The following is a 19,117-nucleotide window of genomic DNA, read 5'->3' as shown; positions in this document are numbered from 1 at the left end:
CTCAATCAATAGAGGCCAGGACGGCCGCCAACATACATGCAAAGGGAATCGCATCATGCATCGTTCTTTCAGGCAGCACGCCTTCAGTCTAATTGACCTTCTCTGCTCACTCATCTTATTGAGCATACTTCTGGCTGTTGCCATCCCGAACTTACAGTTGCTCATTAAACGCCATGAGGAACGCTCAGTGCGCGAGATGTTAACGGCTTACCTGAATGACACTAGGGCTCGTGCAATCATCAGTCGTCGCGGGCATACGCTCTGCGGCTCAAGCGACGGCTCGACCTGCAATGGCGATTGGGCGAGTAATTGGCTAGTAACTGCAGCTGATGGCGAATTGCTTCAGCGCTACCAGCTGGCATCGTCCGCAGATCTTTGCTGGCGCGGCGCAAGGGAAAGCATCGAGTTCCACCCAAACGGCACTACCCTGCTGGGCAATGGTCGGTTCTCGTTTTGTCGAAGTGATGGGGTCGCTTGGCAGCTTGTGCTGAATCGCCAGGGCCGGCTGCGCCTCGCTGACAACGAAGGCAGTGGCTGCTGCTCGACCGGCGATACCACCACTTAGACCGGTCATCTCCGCGCTCGCGACAAGCGCAACGTCGGCAGGCACGATTTTCATTGCCTAACTGTAGGAAGACAGGGACATGATTGGCGACACGAATGAACCAGGGGAAAAGACGCTTGCATTGGCCTCACCTCCGTCGGGTTTCTCCCTGATCGAACTGTTGATCGTACTGGCACTGCTCGGCATCTTCGCAGCGATTGCCATGCCTAACTTTCAACGGTTGATCGCAAGCAACCGATTGGAAAGCGCAACTGACGAATTGATTAGCCAGCTCCAGTTTGCCAGGAGCGAGGCGGTGGTAAACAACCGTCTCGTCACGGTCGAGAACACATCGGGGCAAAGTCAGCGGTGGGATCTTGGCCTGCGCATCTATACGGCTGGTGACTTCACCGCTAACCGAACTTACAACGCCAGTACCGACACGCTAATTCGTGCGCACACCGGGTTCAACCAGCCCAAAGTGACCGCGAAAGCTTCCGGCGGCGCGACAAGCTGGTTGTCGTTCCGACCAAACGGGACCCTTGCCGTGACCAATACGCAGACGATCATAGTATGCGAAGACGACGACGCCACTCTCGCGCGTACTATCGAATTGCAAGCCAGCGGTCGGATCAGCAAATCCTCCACCGCGCCGACGACATGCTCGCCGTAAGGACAACCATGCGTAGAAAATCAAAGCAAAGCGGCTTCAGCATGATCGAAGTGCTAGTGGCGGTCATCATAATTAGCATCGGAGTGCTGGGCCTCGTCGCCATGCAGGGCAAAACAATCCAGTACACTCAGGATGCTTCGCAGCGAAACGTTGCCGCCATGCTGGCGAGCGACTTGATGGAACTGATACGCAGCAACCGAGACGCCGTGCTCGCTGCAAGTGGCGAGCTAAGCAGCACCTCGAACTATTATAAGGCGCTGAGCGGCTCATTCCCAACGGCTGGTGTCGCAGCATGCCGAACAGCAGCCGGCTGCACCTCTGCCCAAATGGCGACCGACCATCTGTTCCTTTGGACCCAGCAGGTGCGCAACAGCCTACCGATCGACAACAACACGTTAGCGACCTATCTCATCTGCCGAGACAGCACGCCAGAGTCGGAGGCCTGCGACAACGTTGGTTCGGCAATAAAGATCCGCACTGCTTGGTTAAGCCGAAACAGCGACTGCCCGGCCAACACACCATGTGCCGACGCTGGCGCCGTCGATAGTACTAATCGGCGTGAATTCTACCAGATCAGTTTCGAGCCATGAGGAACATCATGAAACGTTCGCCGTCATTGCAAGCGGGCCTCTCGATGATTGAATTGCTGATCGCCATGGCCATCAGCAGTTTTCTGATCCTTGGGATTACCCAGATCTTCATCGACAATAAACGCAACTATGCCTATCAGCAGAACCAGTCAGCAAATCAGGAGACGTCGCGCTTTGCTCAGCTGATGTTCGAACAGCAACTTTACAAGGCCGGCTATCGGCAGCAACCACAGGACGCCATGGTGGTTGCGTTCCCAGCCACAACCGTCACTGGTTGTCCAGCCTTTGCGGCCGGTGATGTAATCAAGCCAACAACCGATGGCCAAGGGGTCTGCTTCCGCTATCAGCGCGCGGCTGCAACCGAGCGGGATTGCCAAGGCAACTTGATTCCAAGCAGCGCTCCTATCACCGTTCGGATGCAGCGCTCGTCAACCGGAGATATTCAATGTGCCGTGAACGGCGGTGCGGCGACATCGCTGTTGTCGGGCGTCAATCAGATCCAGTTCCAGTACGGCGTCGACATTAATGCTGATCGCGCTGCAGACGCCTACGTTGCCTACAACGCTATCCCGACTAGCACCAGCGTCGTTTCCGTGCGCTATGCGACGCTGGTGGAGAGCACGTCCTCTTCCGTGGCGCTGGGTTCAGACGGCTACTACTTCCCCCTGTCGAGCACAACCGCCACTACCCCAACCGATAAGAAACTCTATCTCTCTGTGCAAGGCACAACGACGTTGAGGAATATTGCGCCATGAAACGCTTGCAGCCCTATCGAGAGCGTGGTGCCACATTAATTATTGCGCTAATCCTCCTGCTAGTCATTACGGTGCTGGCGATATCCAGCATTCGGGAAGCTGCGCTTGAAGAGCGGATCGTTGGCAATGTTCGCGACCAACAAGCTGCTTTCAAAGGAGCCGAATCAGCTCTGCGCGAAGCCGAAACGCGCCTTGCGAACAACGCGGGACCGCCATCCCCAGCGACACCCTGTGCGGCAACTCTGTGTGTGCTTCCAAGTCCGCCTACCTTCATAAGTTTTATGGACTGGCGCTGGTGGCAAAGCAACGCAATTACCTATCAGGGCGCAACAACTGACAGTACCGCCTTGGGTGTCGCATCAACGCCTCGCTGGCAGTCGGCGTTTATCGGGTTCGACCCGGCAGACAGCAACGGAACAGTTGAAGTGACCGACCCGGACCTGCGCAGCAAAGGCGTCGGACCTTATTACTACCAGGTAAACGCGGCCTCACAGGGCCGCTCGACACGGACGATGACCAGCCTGCAGTCCGTAACCGTGCAGCGCTACTGAGTCGGGAATAGACCAATGAATATTGCAAACATGAGCAAGACTGCATTGAGCAGCGCACTGGTATTAGGCATCGGTGCAACCGCTCAAATATCCTACGGAGCGGGCCTGACAATTGGCCAGGAACCGCTGTTTCTCACCGAGGGTGTCGCGCCCAACCTTTTCGTGACATTGGATGACTCGGGCTCGATGGAGCGCGCCTATGCGCCGGACAATATAGGCAACTTTGATGGACGCCGATATAAGTCAGCACATTACAATCCGCTCTACTACAATCCGAGCGCGACCTACACGCTACCTAAAAAAGTCACCTACAGTAGCTCCACTGGGCTAATAACCCTGAGCGAATATAGCACGAGCTATACCCAAGCCTATATCAACGGCTATCGGACAGACCGTGGAAGCGTCAATCTATCGAACAACTACCGACCCACGGAAACCTATGTAACGACCAGCACATCGCAGGGTTTTGCCAACAATCCATCGCTAGATTTCTCAAGGAACGATAGAACTAGCGGCGTCGCTGCCTATTACTACGTTTTCGATACTACGCAACAAGGTTGTACATCGACCACTGACGACCAACTCGAAGACGATGATTGCTATCGCAAGGTAAATGTCAGTAGTAGCGAACAGCAAAATTTCGCTAATTGGTATTCGTTCTATCGCACAAGAGCACTGGCAACGCAGTCAGCGGCCAATCTTGCGTTTCTCTCTCTACCAGAGAACGTACGCGTCACCTGGCAGATGCTGAACTCTTGCTACCTCGCGGGGAATGGTACGTGCTCAGGCGGATCAGGAACGACGTATGCCAATCCGCTTCGAAACTTTGCGGGCACTCATCGTCAACAATTCTTCGACTGGCTAGCGGATACACGAGTTAACGGGGGTACTCCGCTCAAAGCGGCAACTCAGCGAGTGGGGACTTTCTTGACCACCACCGGTCAAAATAGCCCTTGGGCATACAACCCTGGCGTAGCCTCCACGCCAGCCTATTCTTGCCGCCCCTCGTATCACATACTTATGACCGACGGCGTCTGGAATGAGACTACCAATTTAGGCATTGGCAATGTGGACGGCACAAATCGTACGCTGCCAGATGGCACGACGTACACAGCACAAACACCGTACCGCGATGGCGCCAATCGTAACTACGGCAGCACGCTCGCTGACTTGGCTTTCAAGTACTGGGCGGAAGACGCCAACAGTTCGCTATCAAATGACCAGAAGCCATTCATTCCCTACGCCAACTCGAATGCCAACACTCAATATTGGGATCCGCGAAATGATCCGGCAACGTGGCAGCATTTAGTTACGTTCACCCTAGGCCTTGGACTAACGCGCAGCCTTACCTCCCCTCAGTGGAGCGGGGATACTTACAGCGGTGATTACTCTAGGCTAATAAGCGGTGAAATCGAGTGGCCGGAACCTGGCAGCAACCAGTCCCAAAACGTTTACGAACTTTGGCACGCAGCTTTGAACTCTCGCGGAGAATTCTTCAGCGTCGACTCGCCCGAAGATATGGTTACTGCATTCAAAACCATTCTGAGCCGTATCGCTGATCGCGAGACATCAGCGTCCGCCGTATCTTTGGAATCGGCGGTCACCTCTTCTGGCAACGAAGCCTATTACGCTCGTTTTTCCAGCGATAATTGGAGCGGAGAGCTGCTCAAGTACGACGTAGATAGCAATGGCGCACTTACTCTTAGCTGGAATGCCCGAGATATCCTCGCGACGCAAGGCACCGCACGCACTATTAAATATAATCGGAACGGAGCGTTGGCCGACTTTACCTGGGCCAACTTGGATACGACTCAGCAGGCGCTCTTGAATAAGACGGCAGCAGGGGTTGCGGACACCCTCGGTAGCTCCCGAGTCGACTTCATACGTGGGAGTAGAGCCCAGGAAGGCACCACATTTCGGGAGCGAAGCTATGTACTCGGGGACATCGTCCACTCGAGCCCTGTGGTCGTGGGCGCGCCAGACCGCCTGGCCTACATGATGGATCAAGCCGCAAACCCTGGTAATGCCAGTGGTTATTCGAACTACGCGGCATTCCGAGCTGCCAACATCTCGCGAGCTAAGCGCATTTATGTTGGCGCGAACGACGGCATGCTGCATGCGTTCAATGAGAACGGAAGTGAGGTCTTTGCTTATATTCCTACTGCCGTCATTAGCAAACTGAACCAACTGACCGACAAGAGCTACAAGACTAGCCATCAATACTATGTCGACGGAACGCCGATCGTTAACGATGTATACGATAGCGTTGCAGGTCAATGGAAAACGATTCTGATCGGAACCTTGCGTGGCGGAGGCCGCTCACTATTCGCTCTCGATATTACCGATCCCAACACGCCATCGCTTCTCTGGGAGTTCAGTTCGACGACTGACCAAGATCTTGGATATACATTTCCCGAGCCAGTCATTACCAAACTGCATAATGGTAAATGGGGCGTGCTCGTGGCCAATGGTTATAACAGTACGAACGACAAAGCCGCTTTGTTCGTGCTCGACGCACTGGACGGCAGTGTGATTCGCAAGCTGGAAGTGGGCCAGACGGGCACTGTCAATGGTCTTTCCGCCCCCAAAGCGGTCGATATTAACGGCGACCTAGTGACCGACTACGTCTATGCAGGTGACCTGCTTGGCAATGTCTGGCGCTTCGATCTGTTTGATGCAAGCACCACGCCACGTTTCAACAATACCGGCACCGTGAGTGCCAGTACGTTCAGAGTGGCATTCAATGGCAACCCGCTCTATACGGCCATTGCCTCGAACGGAACGACTCGCCAGGCAATCACATCCGCTCCGGCCTTGATCCGCCACCCTAGCGGCACTGGCTATATCGTCAGCTTCGGCACGGGCAAATATATCGAGACGACTGACGCCCAGGCCAACACTACCGTTGCCCAATCAATGTATGGAATCTGGGATAGGCAGACGGCAGGCGAAAGCGCTACCAGTACGCCAAGCCTCAGCCGTAGCCAGCTCGTTCAGCAGACAATGGGAGCTGCACAGACCGATACGTTTAGCGAGTCGGATAATTCTGCTGCAAGAAGTCGAGAGTTCCGCCTGATCAGCCGCAATACAGTCCAGTGGATCGCCAATGACGGCAGCGTCAATAAATACGGCTGGTATCTCGATCTTCAGGAAGGAAACACGAGAAAAGGCGAGCTGATCGCAACAGCTATGACGTCTCGTGCCAATGTCCTGATCGCGGCGACAACCACGCCTAACTCAGACCCATGCAGCTCGGGTATCGATCGCTGGTTTATTGCAATCGACGGCTACACGGGAGGCGCCACTCTTTTCAACGTCCTGGATATGACTGGAAATAATTACGTTACCGCCATGGACGCGAAAAATGGCTCTGTAGTATCGAGTGTTCGCATCCCAGGCTTCGGCGCCCCCGCCCTAGTCGGTACCGACGCATTCTTTAACACTGAAACGGGCATCCAGAAGGAGGTCCTTGACTTCGGCCCAACGTCTCGAGGCCGGCAAACATGGCGCATGATGGGAGAATGACCATGATCAGGACAACAGGCGCAATCATGATCGCCCTAGCTATCGCCAGCTCGGCCGTCGCCGCCCCTTACGAAACAATAGGCATGGTTCAGTCGGTCGATTTAGGCGGCTCCATCATCCGCGTCAACGGAAATTTTTACCGGCTGCCCAATAGGGTTACCGAAAGCCTGCATCCTAATGGCGGGCCGGTGATCCACCAGCTTCAGCCAGGCACGACGGTGTCGTTCTCTGGGGACGACGCTGGCTCACCTCCGCTAATCGAATCTATGGCGATTTTGCGGCAACCAACCGTCGAAGATTTGGAAACACTGCAGCGAGCGATGACAGATGAAGAGCAATAAAAGCGGGGGCTTCACCCTTATCGAACTGATGATCGTGGTCATCATCGTTGGTGTGCTGGCGGCAATAGCGATTCCTAGCTACCAGAACTACGTAGTACGCTCGAACCGCACGGAAGGCCTTGCACTACTCAACGAAGCGGCTGCCCGCCAGGAACGCTTCTTTTCGCAAAACAACCGCTATGCAACGACTACCGCGGAACTGGGCTATACGAGCAATGCCTCAGCCAACAACCTGTATCAGCTGGCAATCGGTAACAGCGCGACGACAGTTCAGTACAGCATGACCGCTGTGCCTCAAGGTGCCCAGGCGAGCCGCGACACATTATGCGGCACGCTCGGCATCGATAATACCGGCGCCAAGTCCGAAACAGGTACGGGCACGATCACTGATTGCTGGAAATAGGATCAAGGATAACGGACTGCCTGGGAATCTAGCATATGGGTATCCCAAAGTAAGCCCGTCAGCAGAGCAGCCCGTTCACCGACAATTGGGATTCTGGTGCTGGCTATCCAGCCTCACGTGACTCGGCTGAACCTTCAGGCTTACCCCTTTGCGACGTGCGACTGGGTCGACTCATGATTCGCAGACTTGCACAAGCCCTGTGCTGGTAGGACTTATTTGCTTTCGACTAATCCCAGACATCAGACAGTCTTCACCCGCAACTCCTTCGGCATCGAGAACGTCACGTTCTCGGGCCGGCCATCCAGCTCGTCCATACCGGTCGCGCCCCATTCGCGCAGCCGATCTATTACACCGCGCACCAGCACCTCGGGTGCCGAGGCGCCGGCCGTAATGCCGATACGGTCGATGTTTTCGAACCACTCTTGCTTGAGGTCTTCCGCGCCATCAATTAAGTAGGCGGGCGTATCCATGCGCTCGGCCAGCTCGCGTAGGCGATTGGAGTTGGAGCTATTGGGACTGCCGACCACCAGTACCACATCGCACTCGCCGGCCAGCTGCTTGACGGCATCCTGACGATTTTGGGTGGCGTAGCAGATATCGTCCTTGCGTGGGCCGCCAATGCTGGGGAAGCGCGCGCGCAGCGCATCGATGACGCGACTGGTGTCGTCCATCGAAAGGGTCGTCTGGGTAACGAAGGCCAGTGCTTCCGGGTTCCGCACCTGTAGCTTGGCGACATCCTCCTCGTCTTCCACCAGATAGATCGAGCCGCCATTGGCCGTGTCGTATTGCCCCATAGTGCCTTCGACTTCGGGATGCCCTTGGTGGCCGATGAGGATGCATTCACGCCCTTCCCGGCTGTATTTGGTCACTTCCAGATGGACCTTGGTCACCAACGGGCAGGTAGCGTCGAATACCTTGAGGCCCCGCCTTTCCCCTTCCATCCGCACGGCCTGGGACACGCCATGGGCACTGAAAATGACGATGAAGCCATCCGGTACTTGGTCCAGCTCATCGACGAAAATCGCGCCCCGCTCCCGCAGGTCTTCCACCACGAACTTGTTATGTACGACCTCGTGACGCACGTAGATCGGAGGCCCGAATACCTCCAGCGCACGATTGACGATCTCAATGGCGCGATCGACACCGGCACAGAAGCCACGCGGATTAGCGAGTTTGATTTGCATGTGAATTCTCGGCACTCGAGGCGGTGGGTTGTGAGTGTAACGCCTGGTCAGCGCTATGACGCAAGGCCCGCCGCGGCGTGAAGCCCATCATCTAAGCGGGGGCTATGTGCTGTTGGTGGATGTACGCCGCTGGGTCTTTCAGACCGGCTTGACGTCAAATATCTCTACGTCGAAGGTCAGTGCCTTGCCGGCCAGAGGATGGTTGAAGTCAACGGTAACCTGCCGGTCGTCAAAGGCTTTGACGATGCCTGGCAGCTCCGTCTTGGCGGCATCGTTGAAAATCACCAGCAAGCCTTCAGACAGCTCCATATTTTCGAACTGACTGCGCGGCAAGGTTTGCACGTTCTGCGGGTTGTGCTGGCCGAAACCCTGTTCTGGCGCCATCTGGAAGGTGCGCTTGTCACCGGCCTTGAGCCCGAACAGCTGCTGTTCGAACCCTGGCAGCAGATTTCCGTCGCCAACCTTGAACGTCGCCGGCTGCTTGTCGAACGTGGTGTCGACCTGTTCTCCGTTTTCCAGACTTAGCGCGAAGTGCAAGGTGACCTGCATGTCCGGCCCGATGCGTTGTTCAGTCATTTACCGTTTCTCCCGTTTTACTGCTACGGAACATATCCAACGCCAGCATCACGGCGCCTATGGTGATGGCACTGTCGGCGATGTTGAATGCCGGGAAATACCAGCGGTTCTGCCAATGCACCAGAATGAAGTCGACGACATGACCCAACACCACGCGATCGTAAAGATTACCGAGCGCGCCACCCAGGACCAGTGCCAGAGCCACTGCGAGCCAGGTCTCGGCTGACTTCAAGCGTTTCATCCAAACCACCAGCACCGCGCTGACGCCGATGGCGATCACCGCGAACAGCCAGCGCTGCCAGCCGGAATGGTCGGCCAGGAAGCTGAAGGCGGCACCCGTGTTGTAGGCCAGCGTCCAGGCGAAGTAGTTCGGGATCACCTCGACCTTCTGGTACAGACTGAAGTTGGCCTCGAAGTAGTGCTTGGTCGCCTGATCCAGCGCAATGACCAGCACGCTGAGCCAAAGCCACGAGAGCTTGCCAAGGCGACCGGTCATGCTGCTGCCCTCGAATGACGGCGGCGAGCCGAAGCCCACCCTACGAGGCCGGCACTCGCAACAGACGGCAGAAATGCACGGAGGGTCGCGCAATCAGATGCGCTATCACGCATAGCGGCGAACCTCTCCAGCGCCTTCGATATTCTCAACACAGCGACCGCAGATTTCAGGATGCTCGGCGTGAGTGCCTACGTCGGGCAGATGGTGCCAGCAACGCCCACACTTCGGATTGGAAGTTTTTCCGACCTGCAGCTTGAGACCCGGCAGCTCGCTTTCAACCGCATCGGCGGGCGCCGCGGAGAGCGGAACGACCCGCACAGCCGACGTGATCAGCACGAAGCGCAGCTCATTATCCAGTTTGGCCAGATCGCTCACCAGTTCGTCTTCGGCGTAAAGCACGACCTCGGCTTGCAGGTTGCCGCCGATGGTCTTGGCGGCGCGCTGAGTTTCTAGCTCCTTGTTTACGGCAGCCTTGACTGCCATGACCTTATCCCAGAACTCCCGCCCCAGCTCGACATTCTCTGGCAGTTCGCTAAGCCCCTCGTACCAGGTGTTGAGCATCACCGATTCGTTCCGCTTGCCTGGCAGGTACTGCCAGATCTCATCGGCGGTGAACGACAGTATCGGTGCGATCCAGCGCACCAGTGCCTCGACGATGTGATACAGCGCGGTTTGGCAGGATCGCCGCGGCAGACTGTCGGCACCGGTGGTGTACTGACGATCCTTGATGATGTCGAGGTAGAAGCCGCCCAGTTCCTGCACGCAGAAGTTATGCACTTTCTGATACACGTTCCAGAATTTGTAGGTGCGGTAGGCTTCCTCGATTTCCCTCTGCAGCAGCAGGGCACGATCGATGGCCCAGCGGTCGAGTGCAATCAGCTGATCGACTGGAACCAGATGCTGTGCCGGGTCGAAACCGTCGAGGTTGCTCAGCAGGAAGCGCGCGGTGTTGCGGATGCGCCGATAGGAGTCCGCACTGCGCTGCAGGATGACCTTGGAAACCGCCATCTCGCCTGAGTAATCGGTGGAAGCGACCCACAGACGCAGAATGTCTGCACCCAGGCTATCGGTGACTTCCTGCGGCGCGACAACGTTGCCCAGCGACTTGGACATTTTGCGGCCGTTCTCGTCGACCACGAAACCGTGCGTCAGAAGCCCCTTGTACGGCGCATGGCCGTCGATAGCCGAACCGGTCAACAGCGATGAATGGAACCAGCCACGGTGCTGATCGGAGCCCTCCAGGTACAGATCAGCGCGAGGGCCGTTTTCATGCCCCATCGGATGCGAACCGCGCATCACATGCCAATGGGTGGTGCCTGAGTCGAACCAGACGTCCAGGGTGTCGCTGATTTTTTCGTATTGCGCCGCTTCCTCACCCAGCAACTCGGCTGCATCCAGCTTCGACCAAGCTTCGATGCCGCCCTGCTCCACGCGTTGCGCAACCGCCTCCATCAGTTCGACGGTGCGAGGATGCAGGTCGCCACTTTCTTTGTGCAGGAAGAACGGAATCGGCACGCCCCAGGTGCGCTGGCGCGAGATGCACCAGTCCGGACGCCCGGCGATCATGCCATGCAAACGCGCCTGCCCCCAGGCCGGAACGAATTCGGTCTGTTCAATGGCATCTAGCGCGCGCCGGCGCAGCGAGCTGCCATCGTGGGCGACCTTGTCCATTCCGACGAACCACTGAGCCGTGGCGCGGTAAATAAGTGGGGTTTTGTGCCGCCAGCAGTGCATGTAGCTGTGCTGGATCGCCTCGTGCTTGAGCAGCGCGCCGACTTCACGCAGCTTCTCGACGATGGCCGGATTGGCCTTCCAGATGAACTGACCGCCGAAAAACGGTAGGTCGGAGACGTAGACACCGTTGCTCTGCACCGGGCCGAGAATGTCATCGTTCTCCATGCCGTAATGCTTGCAGGAGCGGAAGTCGTCTTCACCATATGCTGGCGCGGAATGGACGATACCGGTACCGGCGCCGGTTTCGACATATTCGGCCAGATACACTGGAGCGAAGCGTTCGTAGAACGGATGGCGGAAGCGGATCAGCTCCAACGCCTTGCCTTCGCAACGGGCGATGATTTCACCCGATAGGCCGTAGCGCTGCAGGCAGGACTCGACCAGCTCCTCTGCCAGCACCAGTAGACGCTCGCCGGTATCGACCAGCGCATAGACGAATTCGGGATGGACATTGAGCGCCTGGTTGGCCGGAATGGTCCAGGGCGTGGTGGTCCAGATCACGATGCTGGCGGACTTGGCCAGATTCGGCAGGCCGAACGCAGCAGCCAGCTTGTCGGCGTCCTCGACCTCGAAGGCGACGTCGATGGCATCCGATTTCTTGTCCTGATACTCCACTTCCGCCTCGGCCAGCGCCGAGCCACAGTCGAAGCACCAGTTCACCGGCTTCAGGCCTTTGAAGACGAAACCGCCTTCGACCATTTTCGCCAACGCGCGGATTTCGCCGGCTTCGTTGGCGAAATCCATGGTGCGATAAGGGTTGCTCCAATCACCTAGAACGCCAAGACGGATGAAGTCGGCCTTCTGCCCCTCGATCTGCTCGGCCGCATAGGCACGGCAGCGCTCGCGGGTCAGGTCGGCCGGCTGGTTCTTGCCGTAGGTGATCTCGACCTTGTGCTCGATCGGCAAGCCATGGCAATCCCACCCGGGTACGTAAGGCGCGTCGAAACCAGCCAGGGTCTTGGAGCGAACGATGAAATCCTTGATGACCTTGTTGACCGCATGACCGATATGAATGCTGCCGTTGGCATAGGGCGGGCCGTCGTGCAGGACGAACTTCGGGCGACCTTCGCCGATCTGCCGCAGCTTCCCGTACAGGTCAATGCTGTTCCAGCGCTGCAGGGTCTCCGGCTCGCGCTGTGGCAGACCGGCCTTCATCGGAAATGCCGTGGACGGCAGATTGAGGGTCGCTTTGTAATCGGTCATTTCAGTCCTGACTCGTGGTAAAGGGTGAAGCCCGCCAGTATTCGCGAGCCGCGGCGATATCCGTTTCAATCGCCGTCTTGAGCGCCTCCAGCGAGGCGAAGCGCTGCTCATCACGCAGCTTGTGGTGGAAAGTTACGCGCAACAGACGACCATAGAGGTCACCCTTGTAATTGAGCAAATGCACTTCCAGATGCGGCTGGCCGTCGCTTTTGACCGACGGCCGCATGCCGATGTTGGCCACCGCTGGCTGTACAACGCCGTCAACATCCGTGCTGACCATGAACACACCGCTGAGCGGTGTGTTTCTGCGCTTGAGCTGAATGTTGGCAGTCGGTGCGCCAAGCTGACGCCCGAGCGCCTGTCCGTGCATGACTCGCCCGGTAATGCTGAACGGCCGCCCGAGCAGCTTCTGTGCCAATGCCAGATCGCCATCGGCGAGGACCTGGCGCAGCCGTGTACTGCTGACACGTTCACCACCCACCTCGATAGTGGTGGCAGCCTCGACCGTAAACCCTTCCGCGGCGCCCGCCTTCAATAGAAAATTGAAATCGCCGGCACGGTCACAACCGAAACGAAAATCGTCGCCCACTTCCAAGTGTCGGACGCCGAGACCTTCGACCAGCGTCGCGTGGACGAACTCGGCGGCGCTCAATTCGCGCAAACGGCGATTGAAGGCCAGGCACAGCACCAAGTCGACGCCATGCTCATCGAGCAACTGGAGCTTTTCACGCAGCCGGGTCAGCCGTGCTGGCGCTTTGTCCGGTGCAAAGTATTCGCGCGGCTGCGGTTCGAATATCACCACACAGCTGGGCAACCCGAGCTCGGCGGCACGCTCGCGCAGACGCGCCAGGATGGCTTGATGCCCCCGGTGAACCCCGTCGAAATTGCCGATGGTGGCGACGCAACCCCGATGCCGGGGCCGCAGGTTATGAAGACCTCGAACCAGCTGCATACCGCACTTCTTGCTTGAAAAGTCGTCGATTATACGCATGAGCCGGCGGTCCCGGACAGGTTTGCGGCGTACGCGAACTGCTGATCAGTGACGAAGATGGCGCGGCCGCAAACCGAGCAATACCAGCCCGGCTGCGAAAGCGCCTAGTCCCGCCGCCACCAGCAACCCCAACTGCAATGCGCGCCGTTGCCAATCCCAGGCGAACCACTCGACCGATGGCGCGTTGAGCCACCAGACCACCGCCACCATGGCGGCACAACCGCCGGTCAAACGCAGCAGGAAAAGCCCCCAGCCCGGCGCCAGCTGAAACACGCCGATCCGGTATAGCCCCCAGAACAGCAAACCGGCATTGAGCATCGACGACAGCGAGGTTGCCAGCGCCAGTCCGACATGTTTGAGCGGCCAGATGAGTATCAAATTCATGACCATGTTGGCGATCATGCAGGTGATTGCGACCCGCACCGGCGTCTTCAAATCCTGCCGCGCGAAGAAACCCGGCGCCAACACCTTGATCAGCATGAATGCCAGCACGCCCAGCGAGTAGGCCTCGAGCGCATTGGCCGACTGCACCACCGCTTCCTCGCTCATCGCGCCGTAAAAGAACAAGCTGGCGATTAGCGGCTCGGCCAGAATCCCCAAGGCCAGCGCTGCGGGTACCCCAACCAGTAGCACCATGCGCAGCGCCCAATTAAGTGTATTGGAAAAGGCCTTCGGGTCTTCGCCGGCGTGCTGACGCGACAGACTCGGAAGGATCACCGTACCGATGGCGATGCCAAACGCCCCGAGCGGCAATTCCGAAAGTCGGTCCGCATAGTAAAGCCACGACACACTACCGGTCTGCAGGAATGAAGCGAGCACCGTATCGAGCAGAAGGTTGATCTGACTCACCGACACGCCGAACAGGGCAGGAACCATCAGTAGCATGATCCGCCGCACGCCCTCGTCACCGAACTTTACCCGCGGCCGCGGCAACAACCCCAGCTTGGCAACATAGGGAAGCTGGAAGGCCAACTGAGCGAAGCCAGCGATGAACACGCCCCAGGCCAGGGCCATGATGGGCTGATCGAAATAGGGCGTAAGGAATATCGCCGAGGTGATCATGCAGACGTTGAGCAGCACCGGGGTAAAGCCCGGCACCGCGAAGTGCCCATAGGTATTGAGCACGCCGGAGGTAAATGCCGTCAGGGAAATCAACAACAGATAGGGAAAGGTGATCCGCAGCAGCTCGCCAGCCAGTTGCATCTTCGCCGGCTCGTCATGAAAACCCGGCGCGAACAACATCACCACGTAAGGCGAAGCCAGCACCCCGATGGCGGTAATACCCGTCAGAATCAACCCAAGCATGCCCGCCGTGCGATCGACCAGCAGTTTGACCTCAACCAATGTCCGTTTGGTTCGGTATTCCGATAGCACCGGCACGAACGCTTGGGCGAATGCGCCTTCGGCAAACAGACGGCGCAGGAAATTCGGGATTTTGAAGGCAATGAAAAAGGCGTCAGCCGACGCGCCGGAACCGAAGTAGCTCGCCACGACCATATCGCGTACCATGCCCAGCACCCGGGACAGCAGCGTCATCACACTGACTACCGCACTGGACCGCAGCAAGCCGCCTTTGCCGGATGTTTCGGACATTTGTCTTCCTAGAGTTGCAGCAGTTTGATTCCGACCAGGTACTGGTCAGCGAATCGATGGCCAGTTACGACAGTGGAAGAGGTCGCGAGTTTAGCGACACCCCATCTGTCCGGCCAGCGCCTTGAATGATCATGCACGCTTGACAAGACAACGCCGCATCGGCATGATTCGCGGCCTTATTTGCTTTGTAATCCCACGTTTTCGAGGAGTTCGACGGTGGCCAACAGCCCTTCCGCCAAAAAACGCGCAATTCAGGCTGAGAAGCGTCGCAGCCACAACGCCAGCTTGCGCTCCATGGTTCGTACCTACATCAAGAATGTGGTCAAAGCCATTGACGCAAAAGATCTGGATAAAGCTCGTACTGCTTACACCGCAGCCGTGCCTGTCATCGACCGCATGGCCGACAAAGGCATCATCCACAAGAACAAAGCCGCTCGTCACAAGAGCCGTCTGAACGGCCATATCAAGGCCCTCGGCGCTGTTGCTGCCTGAGCTGCACGTTCTTGAAAAAACCGGCCTTGAGCCGGTTTTTTTATGCCTGCGATCCACTGCTACCGATGAAAAGCTTAACGAGCATCGCCGCTCCTGATTACGGCTGCGCCCATGGCAGGATTGGAATAGCCGTCACTGCATTCTGCGGACTGCCTTCGATCACGCGATCGCTATAGACCAGATAGACAAGGGTGTTGCGCGCCTCGTCGAAAAAGCGCACCACCTGCATGGTTTTAAAAACCAGAGAAGTGCGCTCTTTGAACACAACCTCGCCGTCTTTGAACTTGTCGTTCATGCGAATAGGCCCGACCTGACGACAGGCAATCGACGCCTCGGCGCGATCTTCCGCCAACCCGAGCCCACCCTTGATGCCACCGGTTTTGGCCCTCGACAGATAACAGGTCACACCCTCGACCTTGGGGTCATCGAAGGCTTCCACCACGATTTTGTGGTTCGGCCCGAGCCACTTGAAAACCGTGTCGACCTCGCCCACTTCGCGCGCCACACCTATCGCCGGCCAAGCCAGCAGCACTACCAGCGCCTGCGCCAACCGCATCGAACACCTCATACCAGAATCATATTGTCACGATGGATGAGCTCAGGCTCGTCGACGTAACCGAGCAGCTTCTCGATTTCGTCCGAAGCATGCCCGAGAATCCGCTGAGTTTCAGCCGCACTGTAATTGACCAAACCTCGAGCGATTTCCCGCCCGTCCGGCCCCACGCAGACCACCATCTCTCCACGCCGGAACCCGCCCTGCGCCGCCTTGACACCGACCGGCAGCAAACTGCGATTACCTTGCTTGAGCGCATGCACCGCCCCAGCGTCCAACGTGACCGAGCCCCGAGTCTGAAGATGCCCCGCAAGCCATTGCTTGCGCGCCGCATGACGACTGCGCTCGGGCGCCAGCAAGGTCCCCAGCTGCTCACCGGCTTTCAACCGCGCCAGGACCTGCTCGATACGCCCACCGATGATCACCGTATGCGCGCCCGAGCGCGCCGCCAGACGCGCCGCACGCAGCTTGGTCTGCATGCCGCCACGCCCGAGCGCGCCACCCGTCGCGCCGGCCACGGCATCCAGAGCCGGGTCATCGGCACGCGCCTCGCTAATCAGGTTGGCGTCGGGATTGCTACGCGGATCCGCATCGAACATGCCATCGCGGTCCGTGAGGATCACCAGCAAGTCAGCCTCAACCAGATTGGCGACCAGGGCCGCAAGGGTATCGTTGTCACCGAATCGGATCTCATCGGTAACCACGGTGTCGTTTTCATTGATGACCGGCACCACGCCGAGATCGATCAACGTGCGCAGCGTGCTTCGCGCGTTGAGATAACGCTTGCGGTCAGACAGGTCGTCATGAGTCACCAGCACCTGCGCGGTCTGCTGATCACAGCGACCGAAGCTGGCCTCCCACGCGCGAATGAGCCCCATCTGCCCCACCGCAGCGGCTGCCTGCAATTCATGAACAGCCTTGGGCCGCACCGTCCAGCCGAGACGACTCATGCCAGCAGCCACCGCACCGGACGACACCAGCACCAGCTCAACCCCAGCCTGGCGCAGCGCAACCATCTGATCGACCCAGACCGCCATGGCATCCTGATCGAGGCCACGCCCATCGGCCGTCAGCAGTGCGCTGCCAATCTTCACCACCCAGCGCCGCGCGCCGCTCACCTTGTCCCGCATGGATCCCGCCTTCTATCCAGTATCCGGCCAAACCATTCGATGAGCTGCAGACGAAGCAGCCCAACGACCACCCAGCTATAGATGCGCAACTACGCGAACCAACGCTTAGCGTACGTAGAAGATTTCCGCACCGCCTTCGTCGTCATCGTCATCATCGAAGTCGTCGTCATCCGCATCGACCGCCGCCTTGACCCCGGTACGACGCAGCGCCCGCTGGTCATCCAGTTCCTGTAGGCGCGCCCGCGCCTCGTCCTCGATCTGCTGATCGAGCGCTGCGAGCGCTTCGGCGTATGCAGGCTCTTCGGCGATGCGCACGGTGCGCTCGTCCAAATAACGCATGATGGCCTGGCTCAGCGCCTCAGTGCCCTCACTCTCCAGCGCAGATATAACGAACACCGGCCCCGTCCACTCGAGACGCTCGACGACTTGACGAACCCGCTCCTCGCGATCCTCCTCAAGCAGCTGATCCGCCTTGTTCAGCACCAGCCAGCGATCACGCTGAGCCAGCGCTGGGCTGAATTTCTCCAGCTCGTTGAGAATGACCTCGGCCGCATCGGCTGGATCGCTCTCATCGAGCGGCGCCATGTCCACCAAATGCAGCAACAGACGCGTACGCGCCAGATGCTTGAGGAAGCGAATCCCCAGGCCGGCACCCTCGGATGCACCCTCGATCAGACCTGGGATATCCGCGATCACGAAGCTCTTGTAGCGCCCGACACTGACCACGCCAAGGTTCGGCACCAGCGTAGTGAAGGGGTAATCGGCGACTTTCGGCTTGGCCGCCGAGACCGAGCGGATGAAGGTGCTCTTGCCCGCGTTGGGCAATCCCAGCAGACCGACGTCAGCCAGCACCTTCAGCTCCAGCTTCAGATCACGTGCATCTCCCGGCTTGCCGGGCGTCGTCTGCCGCGGCGCACGGTTGGTACTGGACTTGAAGCGGGTATTACCCAGACCGTGCCAGCCGCCCTGAGCAACCAGCAAACGCTGACCGGCCTTGGTCAGATCACCTATTACATCCTGGGTGGCTGCATCGATTACGGTGGTGCCGACCGGCACCGGCAGAATCAGGTCTTCGCCCTTGGCACCGGTGCACTCGGTGCTGCCGCCCTTTTGGCCATTAGGTGCATTGAAGCGGCGGGTATAGCGATAGTCGACCAGTGTGTTGAGGTTTTCGTCAGCCTCCAGATAAACGGAGCCGCCATCTCCGCCGTCGCCACCATTGGGGCCGCCTTTCTCGATGAACTTCTCGCGACGAAAGCTCATCATGCCGTTGCCGCCGTCGCCGGCCTTTACAAAAATCGATACTTCATCGACGAATTTCATGGGAACGCCTCCCGTCGCAGGACGGGCTTAAGAAACAAGAAACGTAAGGGTCTTGCAAAAAACCCAGCGAAAACTGAATGAGCACCGAGCAGTTCTTTGCAAGAGCCTCACAGGATACAGAAACAAAAAAGCCCCGTCGCATGACAGGGCTTTTCCAGCAACGCCGCAGTTAAGCTGCGACGACGCTCACGTAGCGACGGCCGAAAGCGCCCTTCACTTCGAACTTGATCACGCCTTCCACTTTCGCGAACAGGGTGTGATCCTTGCCCATGCCAACGCCGTAACCGGCATGGAACTGGGTGCCGCGCTGACGCACGATGATGTTACCGGCCTTGATGGCCTGGCCGCCGTACATCTTCACGCCAAGACGTTTGGCTTCTGAGTCGCGGCCGTTGCGGGTAGAACCGCCAGCTTTTTTGTGTGCCATGAGTTCAATACTCCTATAAGGGGATTCAGGCCC

The 19,117-nt window shown here is 58.1% G+C and carries 19 protein-coding genes; 9 read left to right on the top strand and 10 right to left on the bottom strand.

The window, feature by feature from the left end; genetic code table 11:
- Positions 1-55 precede the first annotated feature (55 nt).
- The 8 genes from MCB86_RS17275 to MCB86_RS17240 all read left to right on the top strand — a co-directional run bounded on the left by MCB86_RS17275 (position 56) and on the right by MCB86_RS17240 (position 7,382).
- Positions 56-565, top strand: coding sequence for a GspH/FimT family pseudopilin (locus MCB86_RS17275; RefSeq protein WP_239611642.1), 510 nt, complete (start codon positions 56-58; stop codon positions 563-565).
- 79 nt (positions 566-644) lie between these two features.
- A complete protein-coding gene (locus MCB86_RS17270) occupies positions 645-1,217 on the top strand; it encodes a GspH/FimT family pseudopilin (RefSeq protein ID WP_239611641.1) in 573 nt (190 codons plus the stop codon).
- The gene (gene pilV / locus MCB86_RS17265) at positions 1,118-1,807 is read left to right on the top strand and encodes a type IV pilus modification protein PilV (RefSeq protein WP_345772245.1); all 690 of its coding nucleotides are present in this window, start codon (positions 1,118-1,120) and stop codon (positions 1,805-1,807) included. The genes MCB86_RS17270 and pilV overlap by 100 nt, the downstream gene beginning before the upstream one ends.
- Positions 1,808-1,815: 8 nt before the next feature.
- The gene (locus MCB86_RS17260) at positions 1,816-2,562 is read left to right on the top strand and encodes a PilW family protein (protein WP_239611639.1); all 747 of its coding nucleotides are present in this window, start codon (positions 1,816-1,818) and stop codon (positions 2,560-2,562) included.
- Positions 2,559-3,113 carry a PilX N-terminal domain-containing pilus assembly protein gene (locus tag MCB86_RS17255; RefSeq protein WP_239611638.1) on the top strand — a complete coding sequence of 185 codons (555 nt, stop codon included), beginning with the start codon at positions 2,559-2,561 and terminating at the stop codon, positions 3,111-3,113. The genes MCB86_RS17260 and MCB86_RS17255 overlap by 4 nt, the downstream gene beginning before the upstream one ends.
- Positions 3,114-3,128: 15 nt before the next feature.
- The gene (locus MCB86_RS17250) at positions 3,129-6,638 is read left to right on the top strand and encodes a PilC/PilY family type IV pilus protein (RefSeq protein WP_239611637.1); all 3,510 of its coding nucleotides are present in this window, start codon (positions 3,129-3,131) and stop codon (positions 6,636-6,638) included.
- 2 nt (positions 6,639-6,640) lie between these two features.
- The gene (locus MCB86_RS17245) at positions 6,641-6,979 is read left to right on the top strand and encodes a PilY2 family type 4a fimbrial biogenesis protein (protein WP_239611636.1); all 339 of its coding nucleotides are present in this window, start codon (positions 6,641-6,643) and stop codon (positions 6,977-6,979) included.
- On the top strand, positions 6,966-7,382 hold the full coding sequence (locus MCB86_RS17240; protein ID WP_239611635.1) for a type IV pilin protein: 417 nt from the start codon (positions 6,966-6,968) through the stop codon (positions 7,380-7,382). Before MCB86_RS17245 ends, MCB86_RS17240 begins: the two co-directional genes overlap by 14 nt.
- Positions 7,383-7,621: 239 nt before the next feature.
- On the opposite strand, the gene ispH is transcribed toward MCB86_RS17240, so the two are convergent.
- The 6 genes from ispH to murJ all read right to left on the bottom strand — a co-directional run bounded on the left by ispH (position 7,622) and on the right by murJ (position 15,159).
- A complete protein-coding gene (gene ispH / locus MCB86_RS17235; protein WP_239611634.1) occupies positions 7,622-8,566 on the bottom strand; it encodes a 4-hydroxy-3-methylbut-2-enyl diphosphate reductase in 945 nt (314 codons plus the stop codon).
- Positions 8,567-8,704: 138 nt separating this feature from the next.
- Positions 8,705-9,142 (bottom strand): FKBP-type peptidyl-prolyl cis-trans isomerase, encoded by a 438-nt coding sequence (gene fkpB / locus MCB86_RS17230; RefSeq protein WP_239611633.1) that lies wholly within the window; start codon positions 9,140-9,142, stop codon positions 8,705-8,707.
- On the bottom strand, positions 9,135-9,638 hold the full coding sequence (gene lspA, locus MCB86_RS17225) for a signal peptidase II (RefSeq protein ID WP_239611632.1): 504 nt from the start codon (positions 9,636-9,638) through the stop codon (positions 9,135-9,137). The genes fkpB and lspA overlap by 8 nt, the downstream gene beginning before the upstream one ends.
- A gap of 105 nt (positions 9,639-9,743) precedes the next feature.
- A complete protein-coding gene (ileS, locus tag MCB86_RS17220; protein ID WP_239611631.1) occupies positions 9,744-12,575 on the bottom strand; it encodes an isoleucine--tRNA ligase in 2,832 nt (943 codons plus the stop codon).
- 1 nt (position 12,576) lies between these two features.
- Positions 12,577-13,527, bottom strand: a complete 951-nt coding sequence (gene ribF, locus MCB86_RS17215; RefSeq protein WP_045160689.1) for a bifunctional riboflavin kinase/FAD synthetase — start codon at positions 13,525-13,527, stop codon at positions 12,577-12,579.
- Between the two features lie 84 nt (positions 13,528-13,611).
- Positions 13,612-15,159, bottom strand: a complete 1,548-nt coding sequence (gene murJ, locus MCB86_RS17210) for a murein biosynthesis integral membrane protein MurJ (protein WP_045160688.1) — start codon at positions 15,157-15,159, stop codon at positions 13,612-13,614.
- A 216-nt stretch (positions 15,160-15,375) separates the two neighbouring features.
- Between murJ and rpsT the strand changes: the two genes are divergently transcribed.
- Positions 15,376-15,651: a 30S ribosomal protein S20 gene (gene rpsT, locus MCB86_RS17205; protein WP_025240452.1), complete on the top strand. Its 276-nt coding sequence runs from the start codon at positions 15,376-15,378 to the stop codon at positions 15,649-15,651.
- Positions 15,652-15,748: 97 nt separating this feature from the next.
- On the opposite strand, the gene MCB86_RS17200 is transcribed toward rpsT, so the two are convergent.
- The 4 genes from MCB86_RS17200 to rpmA all read right to left on the bottom strand — a co-directional run bounded on the left by MCB86_RS17200 (position 15,749) and on the right by rpmA (position 19,084).
- Positions 15,749-16,207 (bottom strand): CreA family protein, encoded by a 459-nt coding sequence (locus tag MCB86_RS17200; RefSeq protein ID WP_045160687.1) that lies wholly within the window; start codon positions 16,205-16,207, stop codon positions 15,749-15,751.
- Between the two features lie 8 nt (positions 16,208-16,215).
- Entirely contained in the window at positions 16,216-17,334 is a 1,119-nt protein-coding gene (proB, locus tag MCB86_RS17195; RefSeq protein ID WP_045160686.1) for a glutamate 5-kinase, read from the bottom strand.
- Between the two features lie 105 nt (positions 17,335-17,439).
- Positions 17,440-18,657, bottom strand: coding sequence for an Obg family GTPase CgtA (gene cgtA, locus MCB86_RS17190; RefSeq protein ID WP_045160685.1), 1,218 nt, complete (start codon positions 18,655-18,657; stop codon positions 17,440-17,442).
- A gap of 169 nt (positions 18,658-18,826) precedes the next feature.
- Complete coding sequence (gene rpmA / locus MCB86_RS17185) at positions 18,827-19,084, bottom strand: 50S ribosomal protein L27 (RefSeq protein ID WP_003281574.1); 258 nt, start codon at positions 19,082-19,084, stop codon at positions 18,827-18,829.
- Between the last annotated feature and the right edge of the window lie 33 nt (positions 19,085-19,117).

The sequence above is a fragment of the Pseudomonas sp. KSR10 genome (assembly GCF_022355455.1).
In the GTDB taxonomy this organism is placed as follows: domain Bacteria; phylum Pseudomonadota; class Gammaproteobacteria; order Pseudomonadales; family Pseudomonadaceae; genus Stutzerimonas; species Stutzerimonas stutzeri_E.
The sequence above is the reverse complement of the archived record's forward strand: the minus strand, read 5'-3'. Positions and strand labels throughout refer to the sequence as shown.